25 protein-coding genes and 2 tRNA genes are annotated in these 25,845 nt (G+C 64.6%); 21 read left to right on the top strand and 6 right to left on the bottom strand.

Annotated elements, in window-relative coordinates; translation table 11 throughout:
• Positions 1-28 precede the first annotated feature (28 nt).
• Positions 29-391 (top strand): DUF2249 domain-containing protein, encoded by a 363-nt coding sequence (locus E3T29_RS03895; RefSeq protein ID WP_134344121.1) that lies wholly within the window; start codon positions 29-31, stop codon positions 389-391.
• A gap of 469 nt (positions 392-860) precedes the next feature.
• Entirely contained in the window at positions 861-3,005 is a 2,145-nt protein-coding gene (locus E3T29_RS03890; RefSeq protein ID WP_370449114.1) for a multicopper oxidase domain-containing protein, read from the top strand.
• An 89-nt stretch (positions 3,006-3,094) separates the two neighbouring features.
• Here E3T29_RS03890 and E3T29_RS03885 read toward each other — a convergent pair whose 3' ends face one another.
• Entirely contained in the window at positions 3,095-4,651 is a 1,557-nt protein-coding gene (locus tag E3T29_RS03885) for an ATP-binding protein (protein WP_134344119.1), read from the bottom strand.
• A gap of 33 nt (positions 4,652-4,684) precedes the next feature.
• Positions 4,685-5,332, bottom strand: a complete 648-nt coding sequence (locus tag E3T29_RS03880) for a hypothetical protein (RefSeq protein WP_134344118.1) — start codon at positions 5,330-5,332, stop codon at positions 4,685-4,687.
• A gap of 131 nt (positions 5,333-5,463) precedes the next feature.
• Here E3T29_RS03880 and E3T29_RS03875 point away from each other — a divergent pair, with 131 nt between their 5' ends.
• Positions 5,464-5,700 carry a YlcI/YnfO family protein gene (locus E3T29_RS03875; RefSeq protein WP_092339929.1) on the top strand — a complete coding sequence of 79 codons (237 nt, stop codon included), beginning with the start codon at positions 5,464-5,466 and terminating at the stop codon, positions 5,698-5,700.
• 2 nt (positions 5,701-5,702) lie between these two features.
• Entirely contained in the window at positions 5,703-6,002 is a 300-nt protein-coding gene (locus E3T29_RS03870) for a type II toxin-antitoxin system PemK/MazF family toxin (RefSeq protein WP_134344430.1), read from the top strand.
• Here E3T29_RS03870 and E3T29_RS03865 read toward each other — a convergent pair whose 3' ends face one another.
• Together E3T29_RS03865 and E3T29_RS03860 are read right to left on the bottom strand one after the other, a co-directional pair.
• Positions 6,003-7,550, bottom strand: a complete 1,548-nt coding sequence (locus E3T29_RS03865; RefSeq protein ID WP_134344117.1) for an SDR family NAD(P)-dependent oxidoreductase — start codon at positions 7,548-7,550, stop codon at positions 6,003-6,005. It abuts the gene before it with no gap.
• Positions 7,551-7,640: 90 nt separating this feature from the next.
• Positions 7,641-9,215, bottom strand: coding sequence for an MFS transporter (locus E3T29_RS03860; RefSeq protein ID WP_134344116.1), 1,575 nt, complete (start codon positions 9,213-9,215; stop codon positions 7,641-7,643).
• A gap of 161 nt (positions 9,216-9,376) precedes the next feature.
• On the opposite strand from E3T29_RS03860, the gene E3T29_RS03855 reads away from it, so the two are divergent.
• From E3T29_RS03855 to E3T29_RS03800, 12 genes are all read left to right on the top strand, one after another.
• Positions 9,377-9,997 carry a DsbA family protein gene (locus E3T29_RS03855; RefSeq protein ID WP_134344115.1) on the top strand — a complete coding sequence of 207 codons (621 nt, stop codon included), beginning with the start codon at positions 9,377-9,379 and terminating at the stop codon, positions 9,995-9,997.
• Between the two features lie 9 nt (positions 9,998-10,006).
• On the top strand, positions 10,007-10,498 hold the full coding sequence (locus E3T29_RS03850; RefSeq protein WP_134344114.1) for a ribose-5-phosphate isomerase: 492 nt from the start codon (positions 10,007-10,009) through the stop codon (positions 10,496-10,498).
• A 6-nt stretch (positions 10,499-10,504) separates the two neighbouring features.
• Positions 10,505-11,488, top strand: a complete 984-nt coding sequence (locus tag E3T29_RS03845) for an Fpg/Nei family DNA glycosylase (RefSeq protein ID WP_134344113.1) — start codon at positions 10,505-10,507, stop codon at positions 11,486-11,488.
• 47 nt (positions 11,489-11,535) lie between these two features.
• Positions 11,536-13,128 (top strand): multicopper oxidase family protein, encoded by a 1,593-nt coding sequence (locus tag E3T29_RS03840; RefSeq protein WP_134344112.1) that lies wholly within the window; start codon positions 11,536-11,538, stop codon positions 13,126-13,128.
• A gap of 153 nt (positions 13,129-13,281) precedes the next feature.
• A complete protein-coding gene (locus E3T29_RS03835; RefSeq protein WP_092339937.1) occupies positions 13,282-13,473 on the top strand; it encodes a Flp family type IVb pilin in 192 nt (63 codons plus the stop codon).
• Positions 13,474-13,585: 112 nt separating this feature from the next.
• Complete coding sequence (locus E3T29_RS03830; RefSeq protein ID WP_241983125.1) at positions 13,586-13,987, top strand: TadE/TadG family type IV pilus assembly protein; 402 nt, start codon at positions 13,586-13,588, stop codon at positions 13,985-13,987.
• A 38-nt stretch (positions 13,988-14,025) separates the two neighbouring features.
• Positions 14,026-14,994, top strand: a complete 969-nt coding sequence (locus E3T29_RS03825; protein ID WP_134344111.1) for a pilus assembly protein TadG-related protein — start codon at positions 14,026-14,028, stop codon at positions 14,992-14,994.
• 8 nt (positions 14,995-15,002) lie between these two features.
• The gene (locus tag E3T29_RS03820) at positions 15,003-15,728 is read left to right on the top strand and encodes a Flp pilus assembly protein CpaB (protein WP_134344110.1); all 726 of its coding nucleotides are present in this window, start codon (positions 15,003-15,005) and stop codon (positions 15,726-15,728) included.
• Complete coding sequence (locus tag E3T29_RS03815) at positions 15,725-16,660, top strand: AAA family ATPase (protein WP_134344109.1); 936 nt, start codon at positions 15,725-15,727, stop codon at positions 16,658-16,660. Before E3T29_RS03820 ends, E3T29_RS03815 begins: the two co-directional genes overlap by 4 nt.
• Complete coding sequence (locus E3T29_RS03810; RefSeq protein WP_198417710.1) at positions 16,657-18,111, top strand: CpaF family protein; 1,455 nt, start codon at positions 16,657-16,659, stop codon at positions 18,109-18,111. The genes E3T29_RS03815 and E3T29_RS03810 overlap by 4 nt, the downstream gene beginning before the upstream one ends.
• Positions 18,108-19,064 (top strand): type II secretion system F family protein, encoded by a 957-nt coding sequence (locus E3T29_RS03805; RefSeq protein ID WP_134344108.1) that lies wholly within the window; start codon positions 18,108-18,110, stop codon positions 19,062-19,064. Before E3T29_RS03810 ends, E3T29_RS03805 begins: the two co-directional genes overlap by 4 nt.
• A 10-nt stretch (positions 19,065-19,074) precedes the next feature.
• Positions 19,075-19,953, top strand: a complete 879-nt coding sequence (locus E3T29_RS03800; protein WP_134344107.1) for a type II secretion system F family protein — start codon at positions 19,075-19,077, stop codon at positions 19,951-19,953.
• A gap of 204 nt (positions 19,954-20,157) precedes the next feature.
• Here E3T29_RS03800 and E3T29_RS03795 read toward each other — a convergent pair.
• Positions 20,158-20,228 (bottom strand) — tRNA-Gly (locus E3T29_RS03795).
• A 183-nt stretch (positions 20,229-20,411) separates the two neighbouring features.
• On the opposite strand from E3T29_RS03795, the gene E3T29_RS03790 reads away from it, so the two are divergent.
• From E3T29_RS03790 to clpX, 5 genes are all read left to right on the top strand, one after another.
• Positions 20,412-20,485 (top strand) — tRNA-Pro (locus tag E3T29_RS03790).
• 43 nt (positions 20,486-20,528) lie between these two features.
• A complete protein-coding gene (tig, locus tag E3T29_RS03785) occupies positions 20,529-21,935 on the top strand; it encodes a trigger factor (protein ID WP_166792310.1) in 1,407 nt (468 codons plus the stop codon).
• 165 nt (positions 21,936-22,100) lie between these two features.
• Positions 22,101-22,703, top strand: a complete 603-nt coding sequence (locus E3T29_RS03780) for an ATP-dependent Clp protease proteolytic subunit (RefSeq protein WP_092339946.1) — start codon at positions 22,101-22,103, stop codon at positions 22,701-22,703.
• A gap of 27 nt (positions 22,704-22,730) precedes the next feature.
• Entirely contained in the window at positions 22,731-23,414 is a 684-nt protein-coding gene (locus tag E3T29_RS03775; RefSeq protein ID WP_092339947.1) for an ATP-dependent Clp protease proteolytic subunit, read from the top strand.
• A 133-nt stretch (positions 23,415-23,547) separates the two neighbouring features.
• A complete protein-coding gene (gene clpX / locus E3T29_RS03770) occupies positions 23,548-24,825 on the top strand; it encodes an ATP-dependent Clp protease ATP-binding subunit ClpX (RefSeq protein WP_134344106.1) in 1,278 nt (425 codons plus the stop codon).
• 115 nt (positions 24,826-24,940) lie between these two features.
• On the opposite strand, the gene E3T29_RS03765 is transcribed toward clpX, so the two are convergent.
• The gene (locus tag E3T29_RS03765; protein ID WP_134344105.1) at positions 24,941-25,705 is read right to left on the bottom strand and encodes a hypothetical protein; all 765 of its coding nucleotides are present in this window, start codon (positions 25,703-25,705) and stop codon (positions 24,941-24,943) included.
• Positions 25,706-25,845: the final 140 nt, after the last annotated feature.

Here is a 25,845-nt window from a genome sequence, read left to right as displayed (position 1 = left end):
CATTCGACCCGGTGAAAGGGGATTTTCTATGACTGCCGAACCGATCAACCTGTCTGCCAGCCGGCCCGGTGCCGCAGATGTCGACGCTCCCGCCGCTCACGCGTGCGCCTGCGGTCACGACGACACCGAGACCATCGTTCTCGACACTCGCCCCATCCCACACGCCATTCGCCACGCCACGATCTTTGGCGCACTCGGTGTTATTCAGCCCGGCTTCGCCCTCGACCTGGTGGCCTCGCACAACCCGCTGCCGCTGCTCGGACAGCTCGAAGCCAGCCGCCCCGGCGACTTTGCCGTCTCCTACCTCGAGAGCGGACCCGAAACCTGGACCGTGCGCCTCACCCGCACTCACTCGTCCGACAGCCAGGTTGATCTGACCCAACGCCGCTGATGACCACCCTATGAAAGACAAGCTCTGGCACATCGTCTCCGGCAGTTTGGTGCCTGCCTGGCTGGCCGCCGCGGTGATTCTCACTCTGCTGCACCGCCAGGTGCCGTCGTCGAGCTGGCTGCTCGTGCACCTGCTGCTGCTCGGCGCGGTGAGCACGGCAATTCTGATCTGGAGTCAGCACTTCGCCGACACCCTGCTTCGCCACAAGGCCCTCGGGGACCGCCGCTCACTCGGCCTGCGCCTGAGCGTGCACACCGGGGGCGCGATAGCGGTGATGACCGGCATGGTCGCCGAGTGGTACCCGCTCGTGCTGGTCGGAGGCAGCCTGGTCGGACTGAACGCGCTGGTCCACGCCGCGGTGATCGTGAGTCAGACCCGCGGAGCGATGCCGGGTCGGTTCGCCCCGCTGGTGCGCTACTACATTGTCAGCGCAGTGATGCTCTCCGGCGGCGTTACCCTCGGCATTCTGATGGCCAGGCTCGACGGCGGAGGCGAGGGCTACGAACGCCTGTTCATCGGCCATCTCGGCCTCAACCTGCTCGGGTGGGTGGGCCTCACCGTCATCGGTACCGTTGCGTTGCTCTGGCCCACGGTGCTGCATACCCGTGTCGAGGGCGCCACAGTGGCGGCCGGAAGCACCCTTCCGGTATTGGCGGGCGGCCTCGGGCTGCTCCTCGTCGGTTGCCTGGCCGACCAGCGGATGCTCGTGGCGCTCGGCGTTCTGATCTACCTCGTTGCCCTGGGTCGAGTGCTCTGGGAGGGCATCGGGCACCTGCGCCGGGCGCCCGCCGTGACCTTCGCCGCCTGGAGCCTCGGTGCCGCCCAGATCTGGTTTGCCCTCTGTACCGCCGGTTTCGGGTTGCTGGTGGCTCTCGCCCCCAGCTGGGCGGCCGCGGCCGCCGGCGTCGAAACCCTCGTGCCGTACTTCGCGATCGGCTTTGCGGCCCAGATTCTACTCGGGGCCCTCAGCTATCTGGTGCCCGTCGTGCTCGGTGGAGGCCCGGCCGCCCTCAAGGCAACCGCGGCCGAGCTCGACCGTGGCAGCCTCTTTCGGGTCGTGGTCGTCAATGGCGCCCTCGCCCTGTCGTTGCTTCCCGTCTCCAGCACTCTCACGGTGGCATTGTCGGTGCTGATCGTGGCCACCCTGGCCGGTTTTCTGGTGCTGTTCACCAGGGCCCTGCGGGTCAACCGGAGGGTGCGTGCCCTGCCGTTCGTGCGCGTGGTGCCGGGAGAACGAACGGCCGTCGAGCGACCGCGTGCCGCCGGGCGGATGCTCGCGGCGGCTAGTGTGCTGCTGCTCACGGTTACCGTCGGCACCGTGCTCGACCCGGCCTCGGCGGGCCTCTGGACGGTGTCGACCCAGGCCGCCGGCTCCTCCGCGGCCGGCGCCGCCGCGACCGGACACACCACCACGGTGGCGGTCGACATGGTGGACACCCGCTTCGTGCCTGACCGCATCGAGGTGCCGGTCGGTGATGAACTAATGATCACTCTGACCAACAGTGACGAGATGGCGCACAACCTCGTCCTGGACACCGGCCTGGTGTCGGGGGCACTCGAACCGGGCGCTACCGAGACCGTGAGCGTCGGTGTGATCGGCGCGAGCGTGTCCGGTTGGTGCTCGATAGCCGGACATCGGTTGCTCGGCATGGAGATCAGCATCGTCGCCGTGGGCGCCGCGAGCGGAACCCACTCTGACCACGGTGCGGCCGCAGCCGGGGCATCCGCTGCTGAGGATCTCGACCCGATGGCTGAACCCGACGCCGGTTTCGAGGCGAGGGACGCCGTGCTGCCGCCCGCCTCGTCCGCCAAAGTCCACCGGCAGACCTTGACCGTGCAGAACATCGAGACCGAGGTGGCGCCCGGCGTCACCCAGATGCTCTGGACTTTCAACGGCACCGCGCCAGGGCCCACCCTGCGCGGCACCGTGGGCGACGTATTCGAGATCACGCTGGTGAACGAGGGCACGGTCGGGCACTCGATCGACTTCCACGCCGGCGATATCGCGCCAGACGCCGTGATGCGCACCATCGCACCCGGAGAATCCCTGATCTACACCTTCACCGCCACACGGTCGGGCATCTGGCTCTATCACTGCTCCACCATGCCCATGTCCGTGCACATCGCCAACGGCATGTTCGGCGCGGTGATCATCGACCCGCCGGGCCTGGCGGAGGTGGACCGCGAGTACCTCCTCGTACAGTCCGAACTGTACCTCGGCGCTCAGGGCGGTGAAGTGGACGCCGTGAAGGTGGCGACGCAGGTCCCCGACATCATGGTCTTCAACGGCTACGCGAACCAATACGCTGCCCGGCCGCTAGAGGCGACGGCGGGCGAGACCGTGCGCGTCTGGGTGCTGGCGGCCGGGCCCAATGTGGGCAGCGCCTTCCATGTCGTGGGCGGTCAGTTCTCCACCGTGTACAAGGAGGGCGACTACCTGTTGAAGGACGGCGGCAGCACCGGTAGCGGCGGCTCCCAGGTGATCGATCTCGCCGTTGCGCAGGGCGGGTTCGTCGAGCTCAGCTTCACCCAGCCGGGCCACTACCCCTTCGTCAGCCACATCATGTCGGATGCCGAGAAGGGCGCCCGCGGTATCTTCGAGGTGCTGCCGTAACCGCCACCGGGCATCCGCTTCAATCCGGCGCTGGACGGTAGGGCGCTGCCCGGGCGGCCATCGTCGTGACGTCTACGAGCGCTGACCGGTCATTGGGGCTCCTCGGTCTCCTCGGGCTCGCCCTCAGCGTCGGCCACTGGTGTGACCGGCCCTGTCGGGCCGCTCCACCCGAAGGAGGCTTCGCGTGTCATCACGGCGGCCTCCTGCATCGAAACGTAGCTGCCGCCATTCGGCCCGTCGCTCGGCTCTTCGTCGGGCTGCCAGCGCAGGGTATCGCCACTGTTCGTGCCGAGGAGCCGCCGGGTCAAGGATTCGCCCGCCGACAACAGATCGTCGAGGGACACCTGCAGGTCGCTGTCGTCGACGGTGCTGGCGCGGAGGGCAGCGCGAAGCACGGCACGACGAATGAGCTCCTTGGCGAAGGATCCGGTCACGCCCTCCGCTCGGCCGGCAGCGGCATCGAGGGCGGCCGGGCTGAACGGCAGCCCGCCCGCATAACGCCGGAACAACCGCTCGCGTTCAGCTAGCGCGGGCAGCGGCACTTCCACGGCGAGATCGACCCGGCCTGGCCGTTCGGCGAGGGCACGTTCGAGTACCTCGACCCGGTTGGTGGTCATGACGAAGGCTACATCGGCGTCGCCGTCGAGCCCATCGAGGGCGTCGAGCACCTCGAATAAGAGTGGCTGCGGAGTCGTGTTGCGTTGCATCGCGACCAGGTCGATGTCTTCGAGCACGACGATGGACGGCGCGAAGGTGCGCGCAATTTCGGCGGCGGCAGCGATGTGCACGATGCTGGTGCCGGTCAGGAGCACGGCGGTGATGCCCGGGGTAACGCTCAGCAGGTGTCGTACGGTGAGGGTTTTGCCGGTACCGGGAGGACCGTAGAGCAATACGCCGCGCTTCAAGTGTTGACCGGCGGCGAGCAGTGCCTGGCGCTGCTCGCCGATTCCGATGACGTGGTCGGTGATCGTGCTAAGGATGCCGTCCGGCAGCACGATGGCGGCCGCCGGAACGACGGGTCGTTCCAGAAAACTGATTCCGGCACCGGCCCCGTATTCGGTCTGTACGAACGAGAGCACCTGCCCGCGCAGCACGCTGTGCTCGATCATGAGCGCGCGCAGGTGCTCGAGAAAGCCGGTGACCGCCTGCGGTGTTGTGGCCATGATCTCGAGTTCGGCCGTGTTGCGCCCGAATTGCGGGTTCGCGGCGCGTTGCAGCACCGCAATCGGCTCACCCTCAAAGCGGATGAGCCGCAGGCCGAATGAGACCACCTGACGGGTCGATGTCGGTCCGGTCGCCCGGGCCGAGTAGTCCACCGGCCCGGGAGCGAAACCCTGGAACGGGCTGGCCACCAGTTCGGACAGGCTTGAGTGAAAGCGCTGCTGCCCGCCGGAGACGCCGAGAAGCGCGGCCGGATCGATTCCGGCCAGGGCAGTCAGGGCAATGTCCGCGTCGACCAGGCGATGATCGGCGAGAGTCTCGGATACGACCGGCAGGGTCGATGCGTTCGCGCCGAGAAACTCGGTGATCGCGTCGCCGAGCGGCGACTGGCCCGACGGGTTTTGGGCATCCGCCGTTGCCACGACGCGTTCCATGAATTTCTTGAACGAGCGCATGACGTCGCGGTCGAAAGTATCCTCGGTCATCTCGTGCTCCTGTCGTTGTAGCGCAGTAGGAGGTTAGCGGGCCTGGGCGATGATCGCCTCGGCGACAGCCACAGCCTGGGAGACAGATTCGACCGAGTAGGCCGATTCGCCGAGCGAGAAAATCACGGTGCAGTAACCGGAGGGGTCGGCGCAGACCTGCACGGCGACCCAGGCGTCACCGACGGGTGCCGAGATGAAACACCCGGGGTCGCCGCATCCGGTGGCCGCTTCGATGCCGCCGATGCTGGTGAGCGGGTCGGCCGGACCGGCGCCGGAATCGTTTGGCGCCCAGGAGTCGGCCGCGCCGGGCAGTACCTTGACGCTCATGTAGGCCCAGTCGGAGTCGGATTGGTGATCCATCGGATTGCCCGCCGCCGCGCCGACTCGCCAGGAGCAGGCCAGCCCGCCGAGGGCTGGAACGGCGTACTCGACCAGGAATGTCGACGGCTGCATCGCGGCAACCGGGGTCGGCACGGTGCCGGCGGGATCCGCGAAGACGTTGGCAATGTCGCCCGGGGCCGCGATATCGTCGCAGCTGAGCGGGCTGGTGGCTGCGGCAGGCGTTGCGGTTGGCGAAGTCGTTGACGTGGCCGACGGTTCCGGCACAGGTTCGGCTGCACATCCGCTGAGAGCGACGAGCGCGAGAAAAACGGTCGGCAGGATCAGGATGCGGCGCAGCATTCGGTCAGCCTAGCAGGGGAGATTTTTGGCCCGTGACCTGTGCTTTCCTCGCTATCGCGCTGCTGCTGCTCGACGTCGCACAGCCTGAGAATCGCATACCAAATCGGGTTCTAGAACGGTATGCTGCAGGTATGAGCCGACAAATTGCGGTGCGCCTCCCCGACGACATCGTTGATTATCTTGACCTCGCCGTAACGGAGGGCCGCGACAGCAGCCGCGCCGCAGTGATCACGCGGGCCCTCGAACGAGAACGTCGTCGCGAGGTTGCACTGCGTGACGTTCGTATTCTCTCCGAGAAGTCGACAGACGTCGATGACCTGGACGAACTCGCACGCTACGGCGCGACCCTCCCGACTGACGTCCCGTGACGATGCGCGCGATTCATATTGCGCACCTCGACAAGGCACGGCCGGTTCTTGTGCTCACCCGCGAGCTCGTGCGCCCGTACCTCACGCGGGTCACGGTCGCACCGATCACCAGTTCGGTGCGGGGGCTGTCCACCGAAGTGCCGGTCGGCCCGGCGAACGGCCTCGACCAGGACTGCGTCGTGAGTTGCGACAACATCGTGACCATCCCGGTCGAAAGCCTCGGCCGCCACATTGGTTTTCTGCTGCCCAGCCAGGAGCCACAACTCAGCGCCGCCATTCACACGGCGTTCGACCTCGACTGATTACCAGGCGCCGGGCTGGTAGTCCTTGAGGAAGACGCCGTAGAGGTCTTCGCCTGCCTCGCCGCGCACGATCGGGTCGTAGACCCGGGCAGCGCCGTCGACCAGGTCGAGCGGGGCATGAAAACCCTCCTCGGCCAGGCGAACCTTCGTGGGGTGCGGGCGTTCGTCGGTGATCCAGCCGGTGTCGACGCTCGTCATGAGAATTCCGTCTTCGAGCATCTCCTTCGCGCTGGTGCGGGTGAGCATGTTCAGTGCGGCCTTGGCCATGTTGGTGTGCGGGTGGCCCGGCCCTTTGTAGCCGCGACCGAATACACCCTCCATCGCCGACACGTTCACGATGTAGGTGCGCCGGGCAGCGGATGCCGTGAGCGACGCCCGCAGACGGCTCACCAATAAGAATGGTGCGGTCGTATTGCACAGCTGTACTTCGAGCATCTCGAGCGGATCGACGTCCTCGACATTGGCCGTCCAGCTATTCACGTCGTGCAGGTCGGGAACGAGGCCGCCGGCGTCGATCGCGGTGCCGGCGGCGAGCTTTTCGAGCGAAGAAGACCCGGCTGCGAGGGCCAGCCGGGTGAGGTCATCCGCTGTGAGCGCACCCGCGCCGGAGGCGGCCGCAAGTAGCGGATGCCCCGACACCGACGCCGCCAGGGCCAGCGGATGCGCGTCGTTGGTGTGCCCGAACGACACGATCTCCGGCAGCGGGCCGTCGGGCAGCGGCGAATCCTCGGCCTCGACCAGGGGGGAGTACGAGCCGCGTGATCGACGCACGGTCTGCGCGGCGTTGTTGATGAGAATGTCGAGCGGGCCCTGGGCGGCGACGGAATCGGCCAGGGCGATCACCTGGGCCGGGTCACGCAGGTCGATGCCGACGATGCGCAGGCGGTGCAGCCAGTCCGTGGAGTCGGGCATGGCGGCGAAGCGGCGTACGGCATCGCGCGGAAAGCGGGTGGTGACGGTGGTGTGGGCTCCGTCGCGCAGCAGACGCAACGCGATATACATGCCGATCTTGGCCCGGCCGCCGGTGAGCAGGGCACGCTTGCCGGTCAGGTCGGTGCGGGCGTCGCGCTTGGCGTGGCTCGACAGTGCGCAGCTCGGGCAGAGCTGGTGGTAGAACGCGTCGACCACGGTGTACTTCTGTTTGCAGATGTAGCAGGCGCGGGGAACGAGCAGTTCTCCGGCGGTGGCCGCGCTGGTGCCGAGTGACAGCTGGGCGCCGCGGGTCTCGTCGTCGATGCGGGTGGGCGCGCCGGTGGCGGTGGCGGCGATGACGCTGCGATCGGCGTCGGCGATGACCGCACGCTTCTCCAGGCGGCGTGCCATCTTGACCGACTTGAACATCTTGGCAGTGGCCTGGCGCACGGTCACGAAGTCGGCGCTGTCCGGGTCGACGTTGCTGAGGGAGGCGAGCACCCGCAGGGTTACCGCGAGGTCGTGTGGGTCGATGTCGATGAATTCCGGATCGGATGATTCGAAGTCAGCGGTCGACACGCCCGATTCTTCTGGTGCCGAGCCGGTGGGCGCAGTGGTGGAGGGCGCGGTGGTCATTCCAGGATTCTACGCGGGGTGACTGTGAGCATCCGTTTGTGGGTGCGTGACCGAAAGCCGGCCACGCACGAACAAACGCACGCGCGAACGTTAGATCTTCGCCGGCTCCTGAATGGGGATGGCGTAGGTCGGCGGCTCGAAGGTATGGTCGAACGGCATTTCGTCGGTGTCGAGCAGGGGGTTGTCGTCCTGGGTCTTGACCAGTTCGTGCGCCTCTTCGTGGGTGTTCACACTCGGCATGGAGCCGGGCAGTGGACGGTTGGCCGATTCGCGCAGGAAGAAGATGGCGATCGCCCCGATGAACGAGGTACCCATGAGGTAGAACGCCGGCATCATGTCGTTGCCGGTGCCCACGATGAGCGCCGCGATGATAAACGGCGTGGTACCGCCGAAGATGGCCACCGCGAAGTTGTACGAGATGCCCATGGCGCCATACCGGCTCGCCGTCGGGAACAGGGCCGGCAGGGCCGAGGCGAGGTTCGAGACGTAGAACGTGACCGGGAATGCGATGAGCGCCAGGCCGAGCAGGGTCGACCAGATGTCGCCGATACCGATCAGCAGGAACGCCGGGTACGACAGCACGACCGTGCTGACGGCTCCGATCCAGAGCACCGGGCGACGCCCGATGCGGTCGGAGAGCCGGCCGGCCAGCGGGATGCACAACGCCATGACCACAAGAATCGGAATGGTCAGCGCCGTACCGTGCAATTCGTCGTACCCCTTATTCTCCGTGAGGTAGGTGGGCATATACGAGGTCAGCGCGTAGCCGACGGTGTTCGCGGCGGCGACCAGAATCATCGCGATGATGATGTTGCGCCAGTACGCCTTGAAGATGGCGATCGGACCCTTGGGAGTGTCGGCCGTGGCACCGATGGAGTTCTTCTGGGCTTCCTCCTGCGCGTCGAGCGTGGCCTGGAAGGCGGGGGACTCGTCGATCTTCATGCGGAAGTAGATGGCGATCAGGCCGAGCGGCCCGGCGATGAGGAACGGCAGACGCCAGCCCCACGCCTCCATCACGTCCTGGCCGAGGGTGAGCTGCAACACAGAGACGAGTGACGCGCCGACGGCGAAACCGAGGTAGCTGCCCATGTCGAGAAAGCTCGCGAAGTAGCCGCGCTGCTTGTCGGGCGCGTGCTCGCTGACGAAGGTCGTCGCCCCGGCGTACTCGCCACCGGTCGAGAAACCCTGCACGAGCTTGACGAACACCAGCAGCACCGCCGCCCAGACCCCGATCTGCGCGTAGCCGGGCAGCAGCCCGACGGCGAAGGTCGACGTGGCCATCAGAATCAGCGTGGTCGCGAGCACCTTCTGCCGACCGATGCGGTCACCGAGCCAGCCAAAGAACACGCCGCCGAGCGGGCGGGCGAAGAAGGTGGCCGCGAAGGTGCCGAGCAAAAACAGGGTTTGAACGGATGCGTCCGCCTCCGGCAAAAAGACCGGACCCATGGTGGTGATGAGGTAGCCGAAGATTCCCACGTCATACCACTCCATGGTGTTTCCCACGATCGTGCCGCCGAGGGCGCGCTTCATGATGGGCTTGTCGACGACGTTGACGTCGGACACGGCGATACGGCGGCGGCGAAGAGCCTTCAGGGGCTTTGCCCGGGCTGCCGAGGCGCTCCGGGCGCTGGAATTCGGGTTGGATGTGCTTCGGTCAGTGGGCATAAGAATTTCTCCCGTGGAGATATTGTGCTGCGAAGACAGAGCTGTACTGCGTGATCCAGATTTTTTTCAACCCACCCACAATACCCCCTCACGGGGGGCATCGCCCAAATGTTGGGTCTAACTTTCGGGGATGACTCAGGAGTGCTGCTTAGGCTGGGGGCATGACTGATTCTGTAGATTTCTGGTTTGACCCCTCGTGCCCCTGGGCCTGGATGACGTCGCGCTGGGTTGACGAAGTGGCACACCTGCGCGAATTTGACGTGACCTGGCACGTGATGAGCCTCGCCGTTCTCAACGAAGACCAGGACGTCAGCGAGGAATACGCCGCCTTCTTCCCGCGGGCACTCAAGTACACCCGACTCGTGGCCGCGGCCAACGAATTGCACGGCCAGAAGATGGTCAAGGCGCTCTACGACGCGCTCGGCACCCAGATTCACCCTGGCGGCAACCGCAATCCCGACGAGGTCATCCCCGCCGCGCTCGCCGAGGTGGGCCTTCCCGCGAGCTTCGCCGCCTTTGCGGACAGCGACGAGTACGACGCCCAGATGCGCGCCAGCCACTTCGACGGCATCAACCGGGTCGGCCAGGATGTCGGCACCCCGGTCATCGCGGTCAACGGCGTGGCCTTCTTCGGACCCGTCATCTCCCCGGCACCCATGGGCGACGACGCTCTCACACTCTGGGACGGCGTGGTCGCGCTCGCGAGCTACGACGGGTTCTTCGAGCTCAAGCGCAGCCGTACCCGCGACCCAATTTTCGCCGAGGTCGTCGGCACTAAATAGGATGGTGACATGCGCATCCACATCGCCACGGACCATGCCGGTCTCGACCTCAGCCACCACCTGATCACGCACCTGCGTGCGGCGGGCCACGAGGTCATCGACCACGGGCCCCAGGCCTACGACGCCCTCGACGACTACCCCGCGTTCTGCATCAATGCCGCGCAGGCCACCGTCGACGACCTTGAGGGAGGCATTGAAGCGCTCGGTGTCGTGTTCGGCGGCTCCGGCAACGGCGAGCAGATGGCCGCCAACAAGGTGACCGGCGCCCGCGCCGCCCTGGTCTGGAACCTCTCTACGGCAAGGCTCGCCCGAGAACACAACGACGCCAACGTCATCTCGATCGGTGCCCGCGAGCACACGATCGAGGAGGCCACCGGCTTTATCGACGCGTTCATCGCCGAACCGTTCAGCGACGAGGAGCGCCACGTGCGTCGCATCCGTCAGCTGGGTGAATACGAGATCACCGGAACCATTGCCGGCAAGAACGTCGACGGCAAGTGAGCTGAGGTGCCCGAAGGTCATTCCGTTCATCGCATCACCCGACAATTCCAGCGCAACTTCGTCGGGCACCGCGTCACCGTCTCGTCGCCGCAGGGCCGTTTTGTGGTCGGCGCCGCCCAGCTCAGTGGCCACACCATAACGGATGCCCGCGCCGTCGGTAAGCAGATGTTTCTGGAGTTCGACCACGGACTGTGGTTGCGCATCCACTTAGGAATGTACGGCGCCTGGGACTTCAGCGGCGAGATTCTGATGGATGCCACGATGGCCTCGGCCAACGGGAGGATGGGCCAGACCAACCAGCACGGCACCGACCTCGCTACGTATGACTCGGCCGGGGAAAACTCGATCTTCAGCATCGGAGCGCCCCGCCGTACCCGGGTGCGGATGTCCGAGCAGGAGAAGGAGATCGACCTGGCCGATGCCTTTCCGCCTGAGCCGGTCGGACAGGTGCGGGTGCGCCTCTTGAGCGACACGGTGTGCGCCGACCTGCGCGGCCCGACCGCTTGTGAGGTTCTCGACCCGGCCCAGGTCGACGCCGTGATCGGCAAGCTCGGCCCCGATCCGGAACAGGGCAACACGCCCGAGGCCGAGGAACGTTTCGTGAGCGTCGTGCGCAAGAAGCCCACGCCGATCGGCCGGCTGCTAATGGACCAGAGCGTGGTCAGCGGCATCGGCAACGTCTACCGCGCCGAGATGCTCTTTCGTGCCGGCCTCAACCCGCACGCCCCCGGCAAGTCGCTCAGCGATGACACCGTGCGCGCGGTCTGGCAGGACTGGGCGCACCTGTTGCACATCGGCGTCGCGACCGGTCAGATGATGACCATGGACAAGCTCGAGGGGGGCGAGTATCGCCTCGCCATGAAGAATCGCGCCGACCGGCACTGGGTCTACAAGCGCGAAGGCCTGCCCTGCCGGGTCTGCGGCACCCACATCGTGCTCGAAGAGATGGCGGCTCGCAAACTGTACTGGTGCCCGCGCTGTCAGGCCTGAGCACCGCCGTGGTGTGACGGCGCCCGGCACACTGCGAAAATAGGGTAATGATCCAGAGTCGACTTGCCCGGCCGCGCCGTCGTGTGGCAACCATCATCAGCGGCACGATCGTGGGCGCTGTGGTACTCGCCGTGGGCCTGACCGCCTGCACCAGCGACACCGGCGCCGGCGTGATCGACACCGTCGGTACCATCGATTTTGTGAACCCGCTCGCTATCCCGCCATTGGCGGAAGCGACCGTGAATGCTGCCGGTGAGCGAGTCTTCGACCTCACGGCCAAGGAGGGCACGACCGAGTTCACTCCCGGCGTCGCCACTGACACCTGGGGTTACAACGGCAGCTATCTCGGCCCGACCCTCGTCGCGAAACGCGGCGACGACGTGCGCATCAATGTTGGCAATGACCTCAATGAGGCCACGACCGTGCACTGGCACGGCATGAACCTGCCCGCCAAAATGGATGGCGGCCCGCACCAGATGGTCGAACCCGGCGCCAGCTGGAGCCCGAACTTCACGATCGACCAGCCCGCAGCGACCCTCTGGTATCACCCGCACCCCACCGAAAAGACCGAACACCAGGTTGAGATGGGGTTGGCCGGCCTGTTCCTGCTGCAGGACGACGAGGAGTCGGCGCTCAACCTGCCGCGCAGCTACGGGGTCGATGACATTCCCGTCGTCGTGCAGGACCGCCGCTTCGACGACAACGGCCAGTTTGTCACCGACGTGCGTGGCTACATCGGGCCGATCGGCGACCAGCTGCTGGTCAACGGCACCCTCGCGCCCTATCTCGACGTGACCAGCGATGTCGTGCGGCTGCGCCTGGTCAACGGGTCCACCGCGCGCCTGTACGACTTCGGGTTCAGCGACGGGCGCTCGTTCGACCTGATCGCAACCGACGGGGGACTCCTCGGCGAGGCGGCACCGATGCACGGCATCCGCTTGTCACCGGGGGAACGTGCTGAAATTCTCGTGAAAATGACCCCGGGCGAGACCGTGAAACTGCAATCCACCCCGCCCGATCTCGGCACGTCGGCCAGCGCAGCGACGCGCAACGCCGGCGACGACACCCTCGACGTCATGGAACTGCGCGCGGCCGACGCGCTCAGCAGCATCGGCGCCACGCCGACCACCCTGGCCAACATCGTGCCACTGGACAAAGCGGATGCCACCACCGACCGTTCCTTCACCCTCAACGGCTACACGATCAACAACCGGCTGATGGACATGACCCGCATCGACGAGACCGTCGAGGCCGGCGCCACCGAGGTGTGGACCGTCGACAACGCCATGCCGCTGCCGCACAACTTTCACGTGCACGCCGTGCAGTTTCAGGTGCTGCGGGTGGGGACCGAGTCGCCGCCAGCCGAACTCTCCGGGTGGAAGGACACCATCTATCTCGAACCCGGCGTTCGCTACGAATTGATCATGCAGTTTGCGGAATATACCGATCCGAACTTTCCGTATATGTTCCACTGCCACATGCTCGCGCACGAAGATGCCGGAATGATGGGCCAGTTCGTGGTCGTCGGGCCGGGCGAGCAGGCCGGAACGCCACCGACCGCTCACGACGCGATCATTTCGCGGGAGAACCTGGCCGTCGGAAATGGCCCGCGCGTGCTGACGCCAGACCACGGGCATTGACGTAACGCAGTCTCTTTCGGACCAATAAGTATGGTCTACGGCCCAGCGCCTGACCAGCCCCAGTTTTGGTATTTGTGAGCAAAACTCGTGTCGAATATATTTCAGCTACCGATCGGCACTCAGGCTGATTTCTCACAGAACGGACTACCCGACATGAAGTTCTTCACCCAGATTTCCGCATTCGTCAACAGCCTGCGTTCAGAAGAAAAGGGTGCTACCGCGGTGGAGTACGGCCTCATGGTCGCGCTGATCGCCGTCGCCATCATCGTCAGCGTCACCCTGCTCGGGACCAACCTTGGCACGCTCTTCACCAGCGTCGCCGGCAAACTGCCCGTCATTAAGTAGCCAGCGATAGAACTCGGTCGGCCGGTCGGTCGACCGAACGGCACAGTGACAGCGGTAAAAGGTGGCGGCTTCCGCAGGGAAGCCGCTGCCGCTCAAGCTGAAGGGACCTCCGATGTTGGGGTTACGTCGACGACTGATGCGCCTGCACTCTGGTGAACGTGGCGCGGCAGCGGTGGAGTTCGCGCTGGTACTGCCAATTCTCATCATTCTTATCTTCTTCATCATCGAGTTCGGTCGGCTGTACAACATCCAGATCTCCATCACCGGAGCCGCCCGCGAGGGTGCCCGGTCGATGGCGATTCACAACGTCGTGGACGACGCGAAGACGGCCACCCTTAATGCCGCCCCGTCAGTTCCACTGACAGCCGGGGAAGTCACAGTCAGCCCGACCACCTGTGCGACCGATTCGACCATTACGGTGACGGTCAAACACACGGTCGATCTCATCTCGGGCTACCTTCCATACACATCAATGGTGCTCACCGGAAAGGGAGTCATGCTGTGCGGTGGCTAAATCATCTGCTCCGCGCCGAGCGCGGCGCCAGCGCCGTCATGGTCGGCATCCTCATGATTCCCCTGCTGGGATTCCTGGCGATCGCGATCGACGTCGGCGCCCTCTACGCCGAAAAAGCGCAACTGCAGAACGGGGCGGATGCAGCAGCCATTGCCATCGCCCGCAACTGCGCCGTCGACGGCCTGTGCAACTCCCCGACCACGGTCGCGAACCAGGCTCAAGACTTTGCGAATGTCAATTCAAACGACGCAAAATCCAATGCCTCAGCGGTCGTGCCCGCGCCGTCACCCGCGCCTCCCAACAGCGTTCAGGTTGTAGCGACTACTTTGGAGGCATCTGGAGCGTCCGCGATTAGGCCGTTCTTCGCCATCGGAGCTGCTCCAACGACAATGAGCGTGGTAGCGCAGGCGGAGTGGGGTTCGCCCGAAGCGGCCAACGTGTTGCCACTCGCTATTTCTTACTGCGAATTTCGGCCGGCTCTCGACGGCAAACTACAGCTCATTCGCTACGATCGGAATCTGGAGTGCGCTGGCCGCGACGGGCATCCTATTCCGGGAGGTTTCGGCTGGATTGACCCGATCGCCGACACCTGCGAAGCTGCCGTTAACCTTACCAGCGAGACCGTACCCAGCGACCCGGGAAACGACCCGCCGACGAGTGACTGCGACACGTACTTCAACGCCATGCTGAACACCACGATCTTGGTGCCCATCTTCGATCGCGCCTACGCCAGCAACGGCAACGACGCCGTGACGGGAGCCGTGGGCAGCTACCACATCTATGCCTTTGCCGCCTTTCGCATCACCGGGTGGAAGTTCAGCGGAAACAATAATCTTCCGATGACCAGCCTCGATCCAGTTGCGCAAGCCTCGCCGGCGACGAAATGCACCGGAAATTGCAGGGGCATTCAGGGATATTTCGACCACTGGGTGTCGGTTGACTCGGCAGAAGTACAAGAGCTCGGCGGACCGAATCTCGGCGCAGAGTTTGTCAGACTGATCAAATAGGAGATCCCATGAAAACCCGACTTATCGGTGCGATCGTCGCGATTATTTTGGCCCTCGTGGGCACCTTCGCGCTCACCGGCTACGTGCGCGGTGCCGATGCCCGAGCGGCAGACGGCGCAGCCTTGGTCTCCGTGTTCGTCGTGACGACTCAGATTCCGCAGGGCACCAAGGCTGAAGACATCACCACGTTCATTGAACAGAAGCAGATTCCTGCGGTGGCCGCCGTTCCGGGTCGGGTGACCAAACTGAGCGCGCTTGCTGGCACGGTAGCGGATGCCGCGCTCGTACCCGGCGAGCAGCTGATCAGTTCTCGTTGGGTCGAAGCGGCCGACCTTGCCGCCCGCGGTGACGTCAAGGTTCCCGACGGCATGCAGGTGCTCACCCTCGCGTTACCGCTGGAACGAGTCGTGGGCGGCGTGCTCAAAGCCGGCGACACCGTGGGAGTGGTGATCACCGCGACCAAAACCGTCGACGGAACGGAAATGCTGCTGAGCAAGCAGGTCTTCCACAAGGTGCTGGTCACGGCCGTGCAGGCCGGCACCACCACGACGCCCGACGCTGGCGCCGATGCCACCCCGGTGAGCGTCATTATGGTCACTCTGGCCCGCACCACCCCCGACATCGAGTCCCTGGTCTGGGGCCAGCAGTTCGGAACGGTCTGGCTCACGATCGAACCCGACAACGCCTCCGAGACGGGCTCCCGAGTCGTTGACGGGTCGGAGATGTTCCGATGAGGCAGATGCAGAGTTTCGGGCCCCTGCCGCAGGCTCGCCCCGGCGGGGCAAACCCCGAACCCGGCCAGGTGATCATCGAAATGCGTGATGAACCGGTCGATCTTGCAGCGACGCGTACCGAGGCAGTGGAACAGAATCTTCTTCCGGCTAGAAACGCACCGCGGCGTCGCATCGTAGCGGTCGTCGCCCCCAAAGGCGGTCTCGGAAAGACCACGGTCGCCACCAACCTGGCCGTCGGCCTGGCGCGGCTCGCCCCGCACTCGGTCGTGCTCATCGATGCCGATGTGCAGTTCGGGGACGTCGCCATGGCGCTTTCCCTGGAGCCGGCGCTGACCCTGCCCGACCTCGTCTTGGGGAGCGCCGTCGACGACCTCATGGTGCTCAAATCGTCGCTGACCGCACATTCGAGCGGCTTCTACACGGTGTGCGGTTCCGACCAGCCGGATGCCGGCGATCGCGTCACCGGCGATCAGCTCGGTCATCTCATCAATCAACTCGCCGACGTCTTTCAGTACATCATCATTGACACCGCGCCGGGGCTCGGCGATCATGCCCTGGCCGCCCTCGAACTGGCCACGGACGCCGTGTTTCTCTGCGATATGACGGTACCCAGCGCTCGCGGGCTGCGCAAGGAACTCGCCGTGCTCGATCGCATTGGCATCATGCCGCCGAAACGCCACGTCGTGCTCAACCTGGCCGATCACCGCAGCGGGCTCAGCGTTCGAGATGTCGAGGCGACCATCGGTGTGCCGGTCGACGTAGCAGTGCCCCGTTCCACCCTGGTCTCGGTGTCGACAAACCGGGGCGTACCGGTGCTGCAGGAGGGCGGACGAAGTCCCGTCGCCCGCGCCCTCGACAGGCTGGTCGCCCGGTTTGACGCCGGTGCCCCCAAGAAAACCTTTCAGCTGCACAAGAGGGTGGATATCTCATGAGACTCAATGAACGAATGGACGCCGCACTGCGCGACGGTCCGCTGGCCCGCGTTGACCGCACCGCACCGCTGCATCCGCTGCCAAGCGTGCCTGACGACGGCGTCGTACCGGCAGCCCGTACCGCCCCGCCAGCTGAGGCGCCGCCGATCGTCGTCGATCCGCTTGCCGACATTAAGGAGCGGGCGGCCCAGGAACTGTTCGAGCGCATCGGGTTTCGCCTGAACGACTCAAGCCTGACCGAGGAACAGCTGCACAGCTACGCCAGAACCGAGCTGGGCAACATCGTCACCGACGAGCAGGTGCCACTCAATTCCGACGAACGGGCGCGCCTGATCAATGAGATCGGCGACGACGTGCTCGGCTATGGTCCGCTGGAATCGCTGCTCGACGACGACACCGTGACCGAGATCATGGTGAACGGCCACGAGCAGATTTGGGTGGAACGCTTCGGCCAGCTGTCCCGCAGCGATACCCACTTCACGAGCGAGGCCCAGCTTCGCCGGGTGATCGAGCGAATCGTGTCCAAGGTCGGTCGCCGCATCGACGAATCGTCTCCGCTCGTCGATGCCCGCCTGGCCGACGGTTCCCGGGTGAACGCCATCATCCCGCCGCTCGCTGTGGACGGCTCCTCCCTGACCATCCGCAAATTCGCCCGGGAACCGTTTACGGTGACCGACCTCATCCGCTTGGGAACGATGAGCATCGAAATGGCACAGGTGCTCGACGCCTGCGTCAAGGCACAACTGAACATCATCGTGTCGGGTGGAACGGGGACTGGTAAAACGACCCTGCTCAACGTACTCTCCGGGTTCATTCCCGAGCGAGAGCGCATCGTGACCATCGAGGATGCCGTCGAGCTGCAACTGCAGCAGGAACACGTCATCCGCCTCGAATCCCGCCCAGCCAACATCGAGGGCAAGGGCGAGGTCACCATTCGTGACCTTGTGCGCAACTCCCTGCGCATGCGGCCGGACCGCATCGTCATCGGTGAGTGCCGCGGTGGCGAGACCCTTGACATGCTTCAGGCCATGAACACCGGGCATGAGGGGTCGATTTCCACGGTGCACTCCAATTCGCCGCGCGATGCGATCGCCCGCATGGAGACACTCGTGCTGATGGCGGGCATGGACCTGCCGGTGCGGGCGATCCGAGAGCAGATCTCTTCCGCCATCGACGTGATCGTGCAGATCAGCCGCATGAAAGACGGCTCTCGGCGCATTACCCATGTCACCGAGGTGCAGACCATGGAGGGGGAGATCGTCACCCTCCAGGAGGTGTTCGTGTTCGATCACCACGCCGGGGTCGATCCTGCGGGAAACCTGCTCGGTCGCGCGATAGCCACTGGCGTTCGGCCACGTTTCGCCGATCGCTTCGCCGACCTCGGTATCGTTTTGGACCCGAGTGTGTTCCAGGCCGACCTGCTGACCCGCAGCGCGAAGGCACCGCGATGAGTACCGCGATCTTTGCGCTCGGTGTGCTGTGCGTTGTTGCCGCACTGCTCGTGGTCGTGCTTCTTGTCATTGCGCCGCCGATGCTTCGCGTGCCGCTGGATCGTCGCCGCGCTCCCGGCGCGGTAGAGGTGTCCGGGCTGACCCGGCTCACCGACCGCACCGTCGGAGCGATCGACCGAGTGATCCGGCGACGCAACGTGGTGCCGTTAACCGCAGCCGAGCTGGAACAGGCTGGGATCCGAATGCAGCCATCCGCTTTTGTGCTCATGGTGATTTCCGCAGCGACGGTGGCAGCCCTGCTCGGCCTGCTCCTCGGTGACGGCACCGTTTGGATGGTGCCCCTCATGATTTTGTTCGCGGCATTCGCTGTCGTCGGCGCCAAGGTCTGGCTCCGGTTGCGCACAGGGCACCGCCGCGCCAAATTCGCCGATCAGCTTGACGAATCACTCGGGCTGCTGGCCGGCGGACTGCGCGCCGGGCACAGCCTGATGCGGGCAGTGGATGCCGTCAGCCACGAAACCGAACAACCCACGTCCGATGAATTTGCGCGCATCGTGAACGAAACACGTATCGGCCGTGACCTGAGCGACTCGCTCGAGACTACGGCAGTGCGCATGCGCAGTGAAGATTTTCGGTGGGTCGCCCAAGCCATCTCGATTAACCGCGAGGTTGGTGGCAACCTCTCAGAGGTGCTCGACCAGGTGGGTCACACCATTCGGGAACGCAATCAGGTTCGGCGTCAGGTCAAATCCCTCGCCGCTGAGGGAAAGCTCTCGGCGTGGGTGCTCGTGCTTCTGCCGATCGGGGTGTTCGCGTTCCTGCTTATCAGCCAGCCCAATTATTTCAACGGGTTCCTCGGCAACATTATCGGAATCATCGCGCTCATCGTGGCCGCCGTTCTGCTGATTGTCGGTTCGCTCTGGATGATGGCCGTCGTCAAAGTGAGATTCTAAGGAGAAGCGGATGCCCCCGATACTCATCTTTTTCGCCGCCCTTGCTGTGGCCAGCGGCCTCGCCGCCATCGTAGCCATTCTGGTCGGAGCCCGCCGAACCGACCCGGTCGCCGACGCGGTCCTTGTGCTGCCCGGATTGGGTCGGCCGGGCCGGCTGCCTCGTCGCTCGGGACTGCTCGCGGCCAGTCGTGAGTTGGCACCAAAGGGGTACGTGGGCTTTCTTGACCACCGCCTCGCCCTGGCCGGCCGCCCCGCCGCCTGGACCACCGATAAGATCTTCATCGCCAAACCAGCCCTGGCCGGAGCCGGCCTGCTGCTCGCGGTGCTGTGGATCACCAACGACCCCGTTCCGCTGCGCATCCTGGTCGGAAGCCTGCTCGTGGTGATCTGCTTCTTCGTGCCCGACCTGCTGCTGTACAGCCGTGGTCAGGAACGCCAGGCAGCCATGCAGAACGCGCTCGCCGACACGCTTGACCAGATGACCATTTCGGTCGAGGCCGGCCTCGGCTTTGAAGCGGCGATGAGCAAGGCCGGAACCAATGGGTCCGGGCCGCTGGCTGAGGAGCTCATCCGCACTCTGCAGGACATGAGCATCGGCCGCAGCCGCAAGGATGCCTACCTCGCGCTCGCCGATCGCACCGATTCCGCCGATCTGCGCCGCTTCACACGGTCGGTCATCCAGGCCGACACCTACGGCATCGCAATCGCCGACGTCCTACGGGTGCAGGCGGGGGAGATGCGTCTGCGCCGCCGTCAGCGTGCGGAGGAGCAGGCGATGAAGGTGCCGGTCAAGGTCATCTTCCCGCTCGTGTTCTGCATCCTGCCGGTGCTGTTCATCGTGCTGCTGACGCCCGCGGTGATCAACATCATGAAGGTCTTCTCGCTCTGAGCCCGGGGAGATCGTGACCAGGCTTGGACAGAACCGCCTCCGCTGCAGCAGCGGAGGCGGTTCTGTGTGGGGTGAATCGTGGCTGGTCAGGCACGTACCGGGGACTTCTTGGGTAGAAAACTACGGTGCTAGTCACGGGTTGCACCTCACCTTGCGGGAGACACGCAGAACCGAAGCCATCTGGCTTCGGTCCCTTCAATTGGGAGGGGTCGACGGGAATCGAACCCGCGTCATAAGTTTGGAAAACTCAGGCTCTACCATTGAGCTACGACCCCACGCCCAACATTCGGGCACTGGGATAGCGTAGTACAAGAAACCGGGCACCGGATGCCAGTGCGGGCGCATCCGCTCGAATGCCGTGCATTAGACTGGCTGAGGTCAATCCGGCTGTCGCAAGCTTCCGCCTGCGCCGACAGATTGATTCCCCAACAAAAGTAGTACCGACGGATCGAACGATCCGGGGCGTAGCTCAGCTTGGTAGAGCGCTCGTTTTGGGGGCGAGAAGTCGCAGGTTCAACTCCTGTCGCCCCGACATTACCCGCAGCACACCGTTTCAATACACAGGAGAGTCTCGAGTGAAGTCCACGGTCGAAAAACTGAGCCCCACGCGCGCCAAGCTCACCATCACGGTGAGCCCCGACGAGCTGAAGCCAGCCATCACCCACGCCTACGGCCACATTGCCGAAGACATCAACATCCCCGGTTTTCGTAAGGGAAAGATCCCGCCCGCGATCATCGACCAGCGCGTCGGCAAGGCTGCCGTTCTGGAACACGCCGTTAACGAGGGCCTCGACGGTTTCTACCGCGCCGCCGTCGAAGAGAACAAGCTGCGCCCGCTGGGTCGCCCCGAAGCCGACATCGTCGAATGGCCGAGCAACACCGACTTCTCCGGTGACCTGCTTCTCGCCATCGAGGTTGACGTGCGCCCCGAGATCGACCTGCCCGACTACGCCGGCCTCAAGCTCACCGTCGATGCTGTCTCGGTCTCCGACGAAGAAGTCGCCGAAGAACTCGACAAGCTGCGCAGCCGTTTCGGCACGCTCATCACCGTTGACCGCCCCGCCAAGACCGGCGACTTCGCCCAGATCGACCTGAACGCCGCGATCGACGGCGACGAGGTTGACACCGCCAGCGGAATTTCCTACGAGGTCGGCTCCGGCGACCTCATCGACGGCATCGACGAGGCGCTCGATTCGCTCAGCGCCGGCGAGACCACCACCTTCAACTCCGACCTCATGGGCGGAGACCACGAGGGTGAGACGGCCGAGATCACGATTACGGTCATCGCTGTCAAGGAGCGCGAACTGCCAGAGGCCAACGACGACTTCGCTCAGATCTCGAGCGAGTTCGACACGATCGCCGAGTTGACCGAGAGCCTCAAGGTTCAGGTCGAGAAGTCCAAGGCCTTCGGTCAGGGCAGCCAGGCCCGCGAGCGTCTCATTGAGACGCTGCTTGGTTCGGTCGACGTTCCGATCCCCGCCGCGATCATCCTCGACGAGGTGAACCGTCACCTCGAGGGCGAAAGCCGTCTCGAAGACGACACCCACCGCGCCGAGGTCACCGAGGCTAGCGAGAAGACGTTCCGTCAGCAGATTCTGCTCGACACGATCGCCGAAGCGGAGCAGGTCAAGGTCAGCCAGGACGAGCTCACCCAGTACCTCATCCAGGGCGCCAGCCAGTACGGCATGGACCCGAGCGAGTTCGTACAGACGCTCAACACCAACGGTCAGATTCCGTCGATGGTCGCCGAGGTTGCCCGTAACAAGGCCCTCGCCATCGCCCTGGGCAAGGCCGAGGTCGTTGACTCCAACGGCAAGCCGGTCGACCTGAGCGAATTCACCGGCCCGGTCGCTGATGATTCCGCCGACGACGCCGCTGTCGAAGCGGATGCCGCCACCAGCGACGACGACGCCCCCGTCGTCGAAGCCGACGCCGAGGTTGAAGAGAAGCCCAAGAAGAAGAAGGCCGCTGCCAAGAAGTAGCGGTTGTTTGCGTGAACGGGCCGGCTGGAATCTTTCCAGTCGGCTTTTTGCATGCTGAGGGAGCCGTGTGCGCGGCCCGGTAATCTGCCGAGGGCGAACAGAGCCGTTTTCGCTCGCGCGCTCCGATAGATTCATTGAGAAGCGACAACTGAAACGGAGCACGACATGGCCGACCCGACACCCACCAACGGTGTATTTGACCGACTGCTGAAGGACCGCATCATCTGGCTCGGCTCAGAGGTCCGTGACGAAAATGCCAACGAGATCTGCGCCAAGATCCTGTTGCTGGCAGCCGAAGACTCGAAGCGAGACATCTACCTCTACATCAACTCACCCGGTGGTTCGATCACCGCCGGAATGGCAATCTACGACACGATGCAGTTCGTACCCAACGACATTGTCACCGTCGGTATCGGCATGGCCGCCTCGATGGGGCAGTTCCTGCTGACCAGTGGAACCAAGGGCAAGCGGTACATCACCCCGAACGCCCGGGTGCTGCTGCACCAGCCGTCCGGCGGATTCGGTGGCACGGCCGCCGACATCCAGACCCAAGCGCGCCTCATTCTCGACATGAAGCAGCGACTGTCGGAGATCACGGCCGCGCAGACCGGCAAGACGCCAGAGCAGATCAACGCCGACGGTGACCGCGACAACTGGTTCAGCGCTCAGGAAGCCCTCGAATATGGTTTCGTCGATCACCTCCGCGCATCCGCTTCGGATGTCATCGGCGGCGGCGGCACTGACCCCGACGCGGCAGTCACCAAGTAGTCCACCGAAACTGAACAGGAAGAAATCATGACTATCCCCACATTCGGTGGAACGGCCTACAGCTCGATGGGCGGCTCGACCAAGAACGCTCCTGAATCTCGCTACATTCTCCCCACCTTTGAAGAGCGCACCGCCTACGGCTACAAGCGCCAGGACCCCTACGCCAAGCTGTTCGAAGACCGCATCATCTTTCTCGGTGTGCAGGTCGACGACGCCTCGGCCGATGACGTCATGGCCCAGCTCCTCGTGCTCGAGAGTCAGGACCCCGACCGCGACATCACCATGTACATCAACTCGCCCGGCGGTTCGTTCACCGCTATGACGGCGATCTACGACACCATGCAGTACATTCGCCCGCACGTGATGACCGTGTGCCTCGGCCAGGCGGCATCCGCTGCCGCCGTGCTGCTTGCCGGTGGTACAGCGGGCAAGCGTCTCGCCCTGCCGAACGCGCGCATCCTCATTCACCAGCCCTCGGTTGGTGGCCAGGGCGGCGGCCAGGCCTCGGACATCGAGATTCAGGCAGCCGAGATTCTGCGCATGCGCGTCTGGCTTGAAGAGACCCTCGCTCACCACTCCAACCGGAGCGTGGAGCAAGTCAACAAGGACATTGACCGCGACAAGATCATGAGCGCGGCCGAGGCCCTCGAATACGGCCTGATCGACCAGGTTCTGACCAGCCGCAAAAACCTTCCGATGCTGGTCAAATAGCCTGTGCCCTGAACCGGTACGACCGGCGCGTCGCCTGCGGGCGGCGCGCCGTTTCGGTTTATGGCGTGCTGCACGTAACTGTCACACGTACAGGCTAGGCTCAATTGCAGCGAGACCAATGGAGGAGGCTGACATGGCCCGAATCGGTGAAAGTGCCGACCTGCTCAAATGTTCCTTCTGCGGAAAGAGCCAGAAGCAGGTACAACAGCTCATCGCCGGCCCCGGCGTGTACATCTGCGACGAATGCGTCGAGCTGTGCAACGAAATCATCGAAGAGCGACTGGCTGAAGCCGGCTCTGAAGCCATCGCCGGCGAGTTCGACCTCCCCAAGCCCAAAGAAATCTTCGGCTTCCTCGAGGAATATGTTATCGGGCAAGAACCCGCCAAGCGTGCCCTCGCCGTCGCCGTGTATAACCACTACAAGCGCGTGCGGTCACGAGCCACGCTCACCGCCGCTGAGGCCATTCACGACGACGTTGAGATCGCCAAGTCCAACATCCTGCTGATCGGCCCCACCGGCTGCGGCAAAACGTACCTCGCCCAGACTCTGGCCAAGCGCCTCAACGTTCCCTTCGCCGTAGCGGATGCGACGGCCCTCACCGAAGCCGGCTACGTCGGTGAAGACGTCGAGAACATTCTGCTGAAGCTCATTCAGGCCGCCGACTACGACGTCAAGCGGGCCGAGACCGGCATCATCTACATCGACGAGATCGACAAGATCGCGCGCAAAGCCGAGAACCCGTCGATCACCCGCGACGTGTCGGGCGAGGGCGTGCAGCAGGCGCTGCTGAAGATTCTCGAGGGCACCATCGCGTCGGTCCCCCCGCAGGGCGGGCGCAAGCATCCGCATCAAGAGTTCATTCAGATCGACACCACGAACGTGCTGTTCATCGTGGCCGGTGCGTTCGCCGGGCTCGAAGACATCATCTCGTCCCGCGCCGGCAAGAAGGGCATCGGCTTTGGGGCACCCCTGCACATCAAGGGGGACGACATCAACCTGTTCAGCGAAGTGCTGCCCGAAGACCTGCACAAATTCGGGCTGATCCCCGAGTTCATCGGCCGACTTCCCGTCGTCACGACCGTCACCCAGCTCGACCAGGTGGCCCTCATGCAAATTCTCACTGTTCCCAAGAACGCCCTGGTGCGTCAGTACCAGCGCATGTTCGAACTCGACGGGGTGGAGCTCGAGTTCGAGCAGCCGGCCCTCGAGGCCATCGCCGACCTCGCCGTGCTGCGCAAGACCGGTGCCCGTGGGCTGCGAGCCATCCTCGAAGAGGTACTCGGTCCGGTCATGTTCGAGGTGCCGTCCAGCACCGACGTGGAGCGGGTCATCATCAACCGCGACACCGTGCTGAACAACGCTCCGGCCGAGATGGTGTTGCACAAGACCCGCCAGGTAAAGTCCGCCTAGCAGCGTACGCGTTCAGGTGCGTCAACCTCCGGGTTGAGCGAGGCCGTCACTCTTCTGCCGCCGTGGTGGGGAGGCGGAGTGCAATCGGTGTGTGGGTCGTAGTCTGCGGGGGTGCTCAGTCGACATATGAGGTGTTGCGGCGTATCTGGCGGACTTCGAATCGGGTACTCACGACGATGCCGGCCGTGGTGCGTTCGATACTGAGCGCGGCAAGAGTTGCGGCGAGGGCCAGCAGCGCTCCGGCTGCCTCAAGACTCTCCTCCACGCCCAGCAGTACGTGGTATTCGAGGCTCGCACGAGCGAGGTCATCTTGGCGCCCGCCAACGATGTACCCGGTGAGTGCTTCGATTCCGACCGCGCCGAGCAGGTAGATCGTGCCCGCGACGATGAGCCGCCGCCGAAGACGGCGGTCAATTCGTCGAGCGATCCACAACACCACCAGGCCAGCGGCGATGGCGAGCGGCACCCCGAGGGCGAGCCACGCGAACGTGAACGACGAACCGAGATTGAACCGGGCCAGCTTCTCATGCAGCTGGGCGATCTCATCGGCAGACATCTCAAGTGCGACAGCGCCGAGGAAGAAGTACGGCAGCGCGGCCCTGCCCTCGTGTCGTGCGGTGAATCCGACGACGCCGAGGGCGACGCCGACGCCCGCCAGGAGAAGGCCGGAAATCCAGGCCCACAGGTTGGCTTCACCATCGGCGTAGAGCAGACTCGCCGTTCCGCTCAGAAGAGCCCAGCCCGGTACGGAGCTGTCGATGTTCTCGCGGATGAAATGCAGCACCAGTCCGGCCAGCAGCATCCCGGCCAAAACGATGGCAGCGATCCACAAGAAGCGCCGCCGGCCCTCGCCCTGGCGTGACAGTTCCGGAGTGTCCATAGTCATGGAGCTTACGGCCAGACCGAGCCGGTCGCATCCTCAATCCTGAGGGTGCAGGGTCCACCTGCCGCTCAGTAGACAACTTCGTGGGGTGTGGTGCCACCTGCACCCCGCGAAGTTGTCCAGTGAGCGGATGCCGC

Source organism: Cryobacterium sp. TMT1-66-1 (genome assembly GCF_004403435.1).
GTDB lineage: Bacteria > Actinomycetota > Actinomycetes > Actinomycetales > Microbacteriaceae > Cryobacterium > Cryobacterium flavum.
Note: the sequence above shows the minus strand (reverse complement) of the source record. Positions and strands in the feature narration are given on the sequence as shown.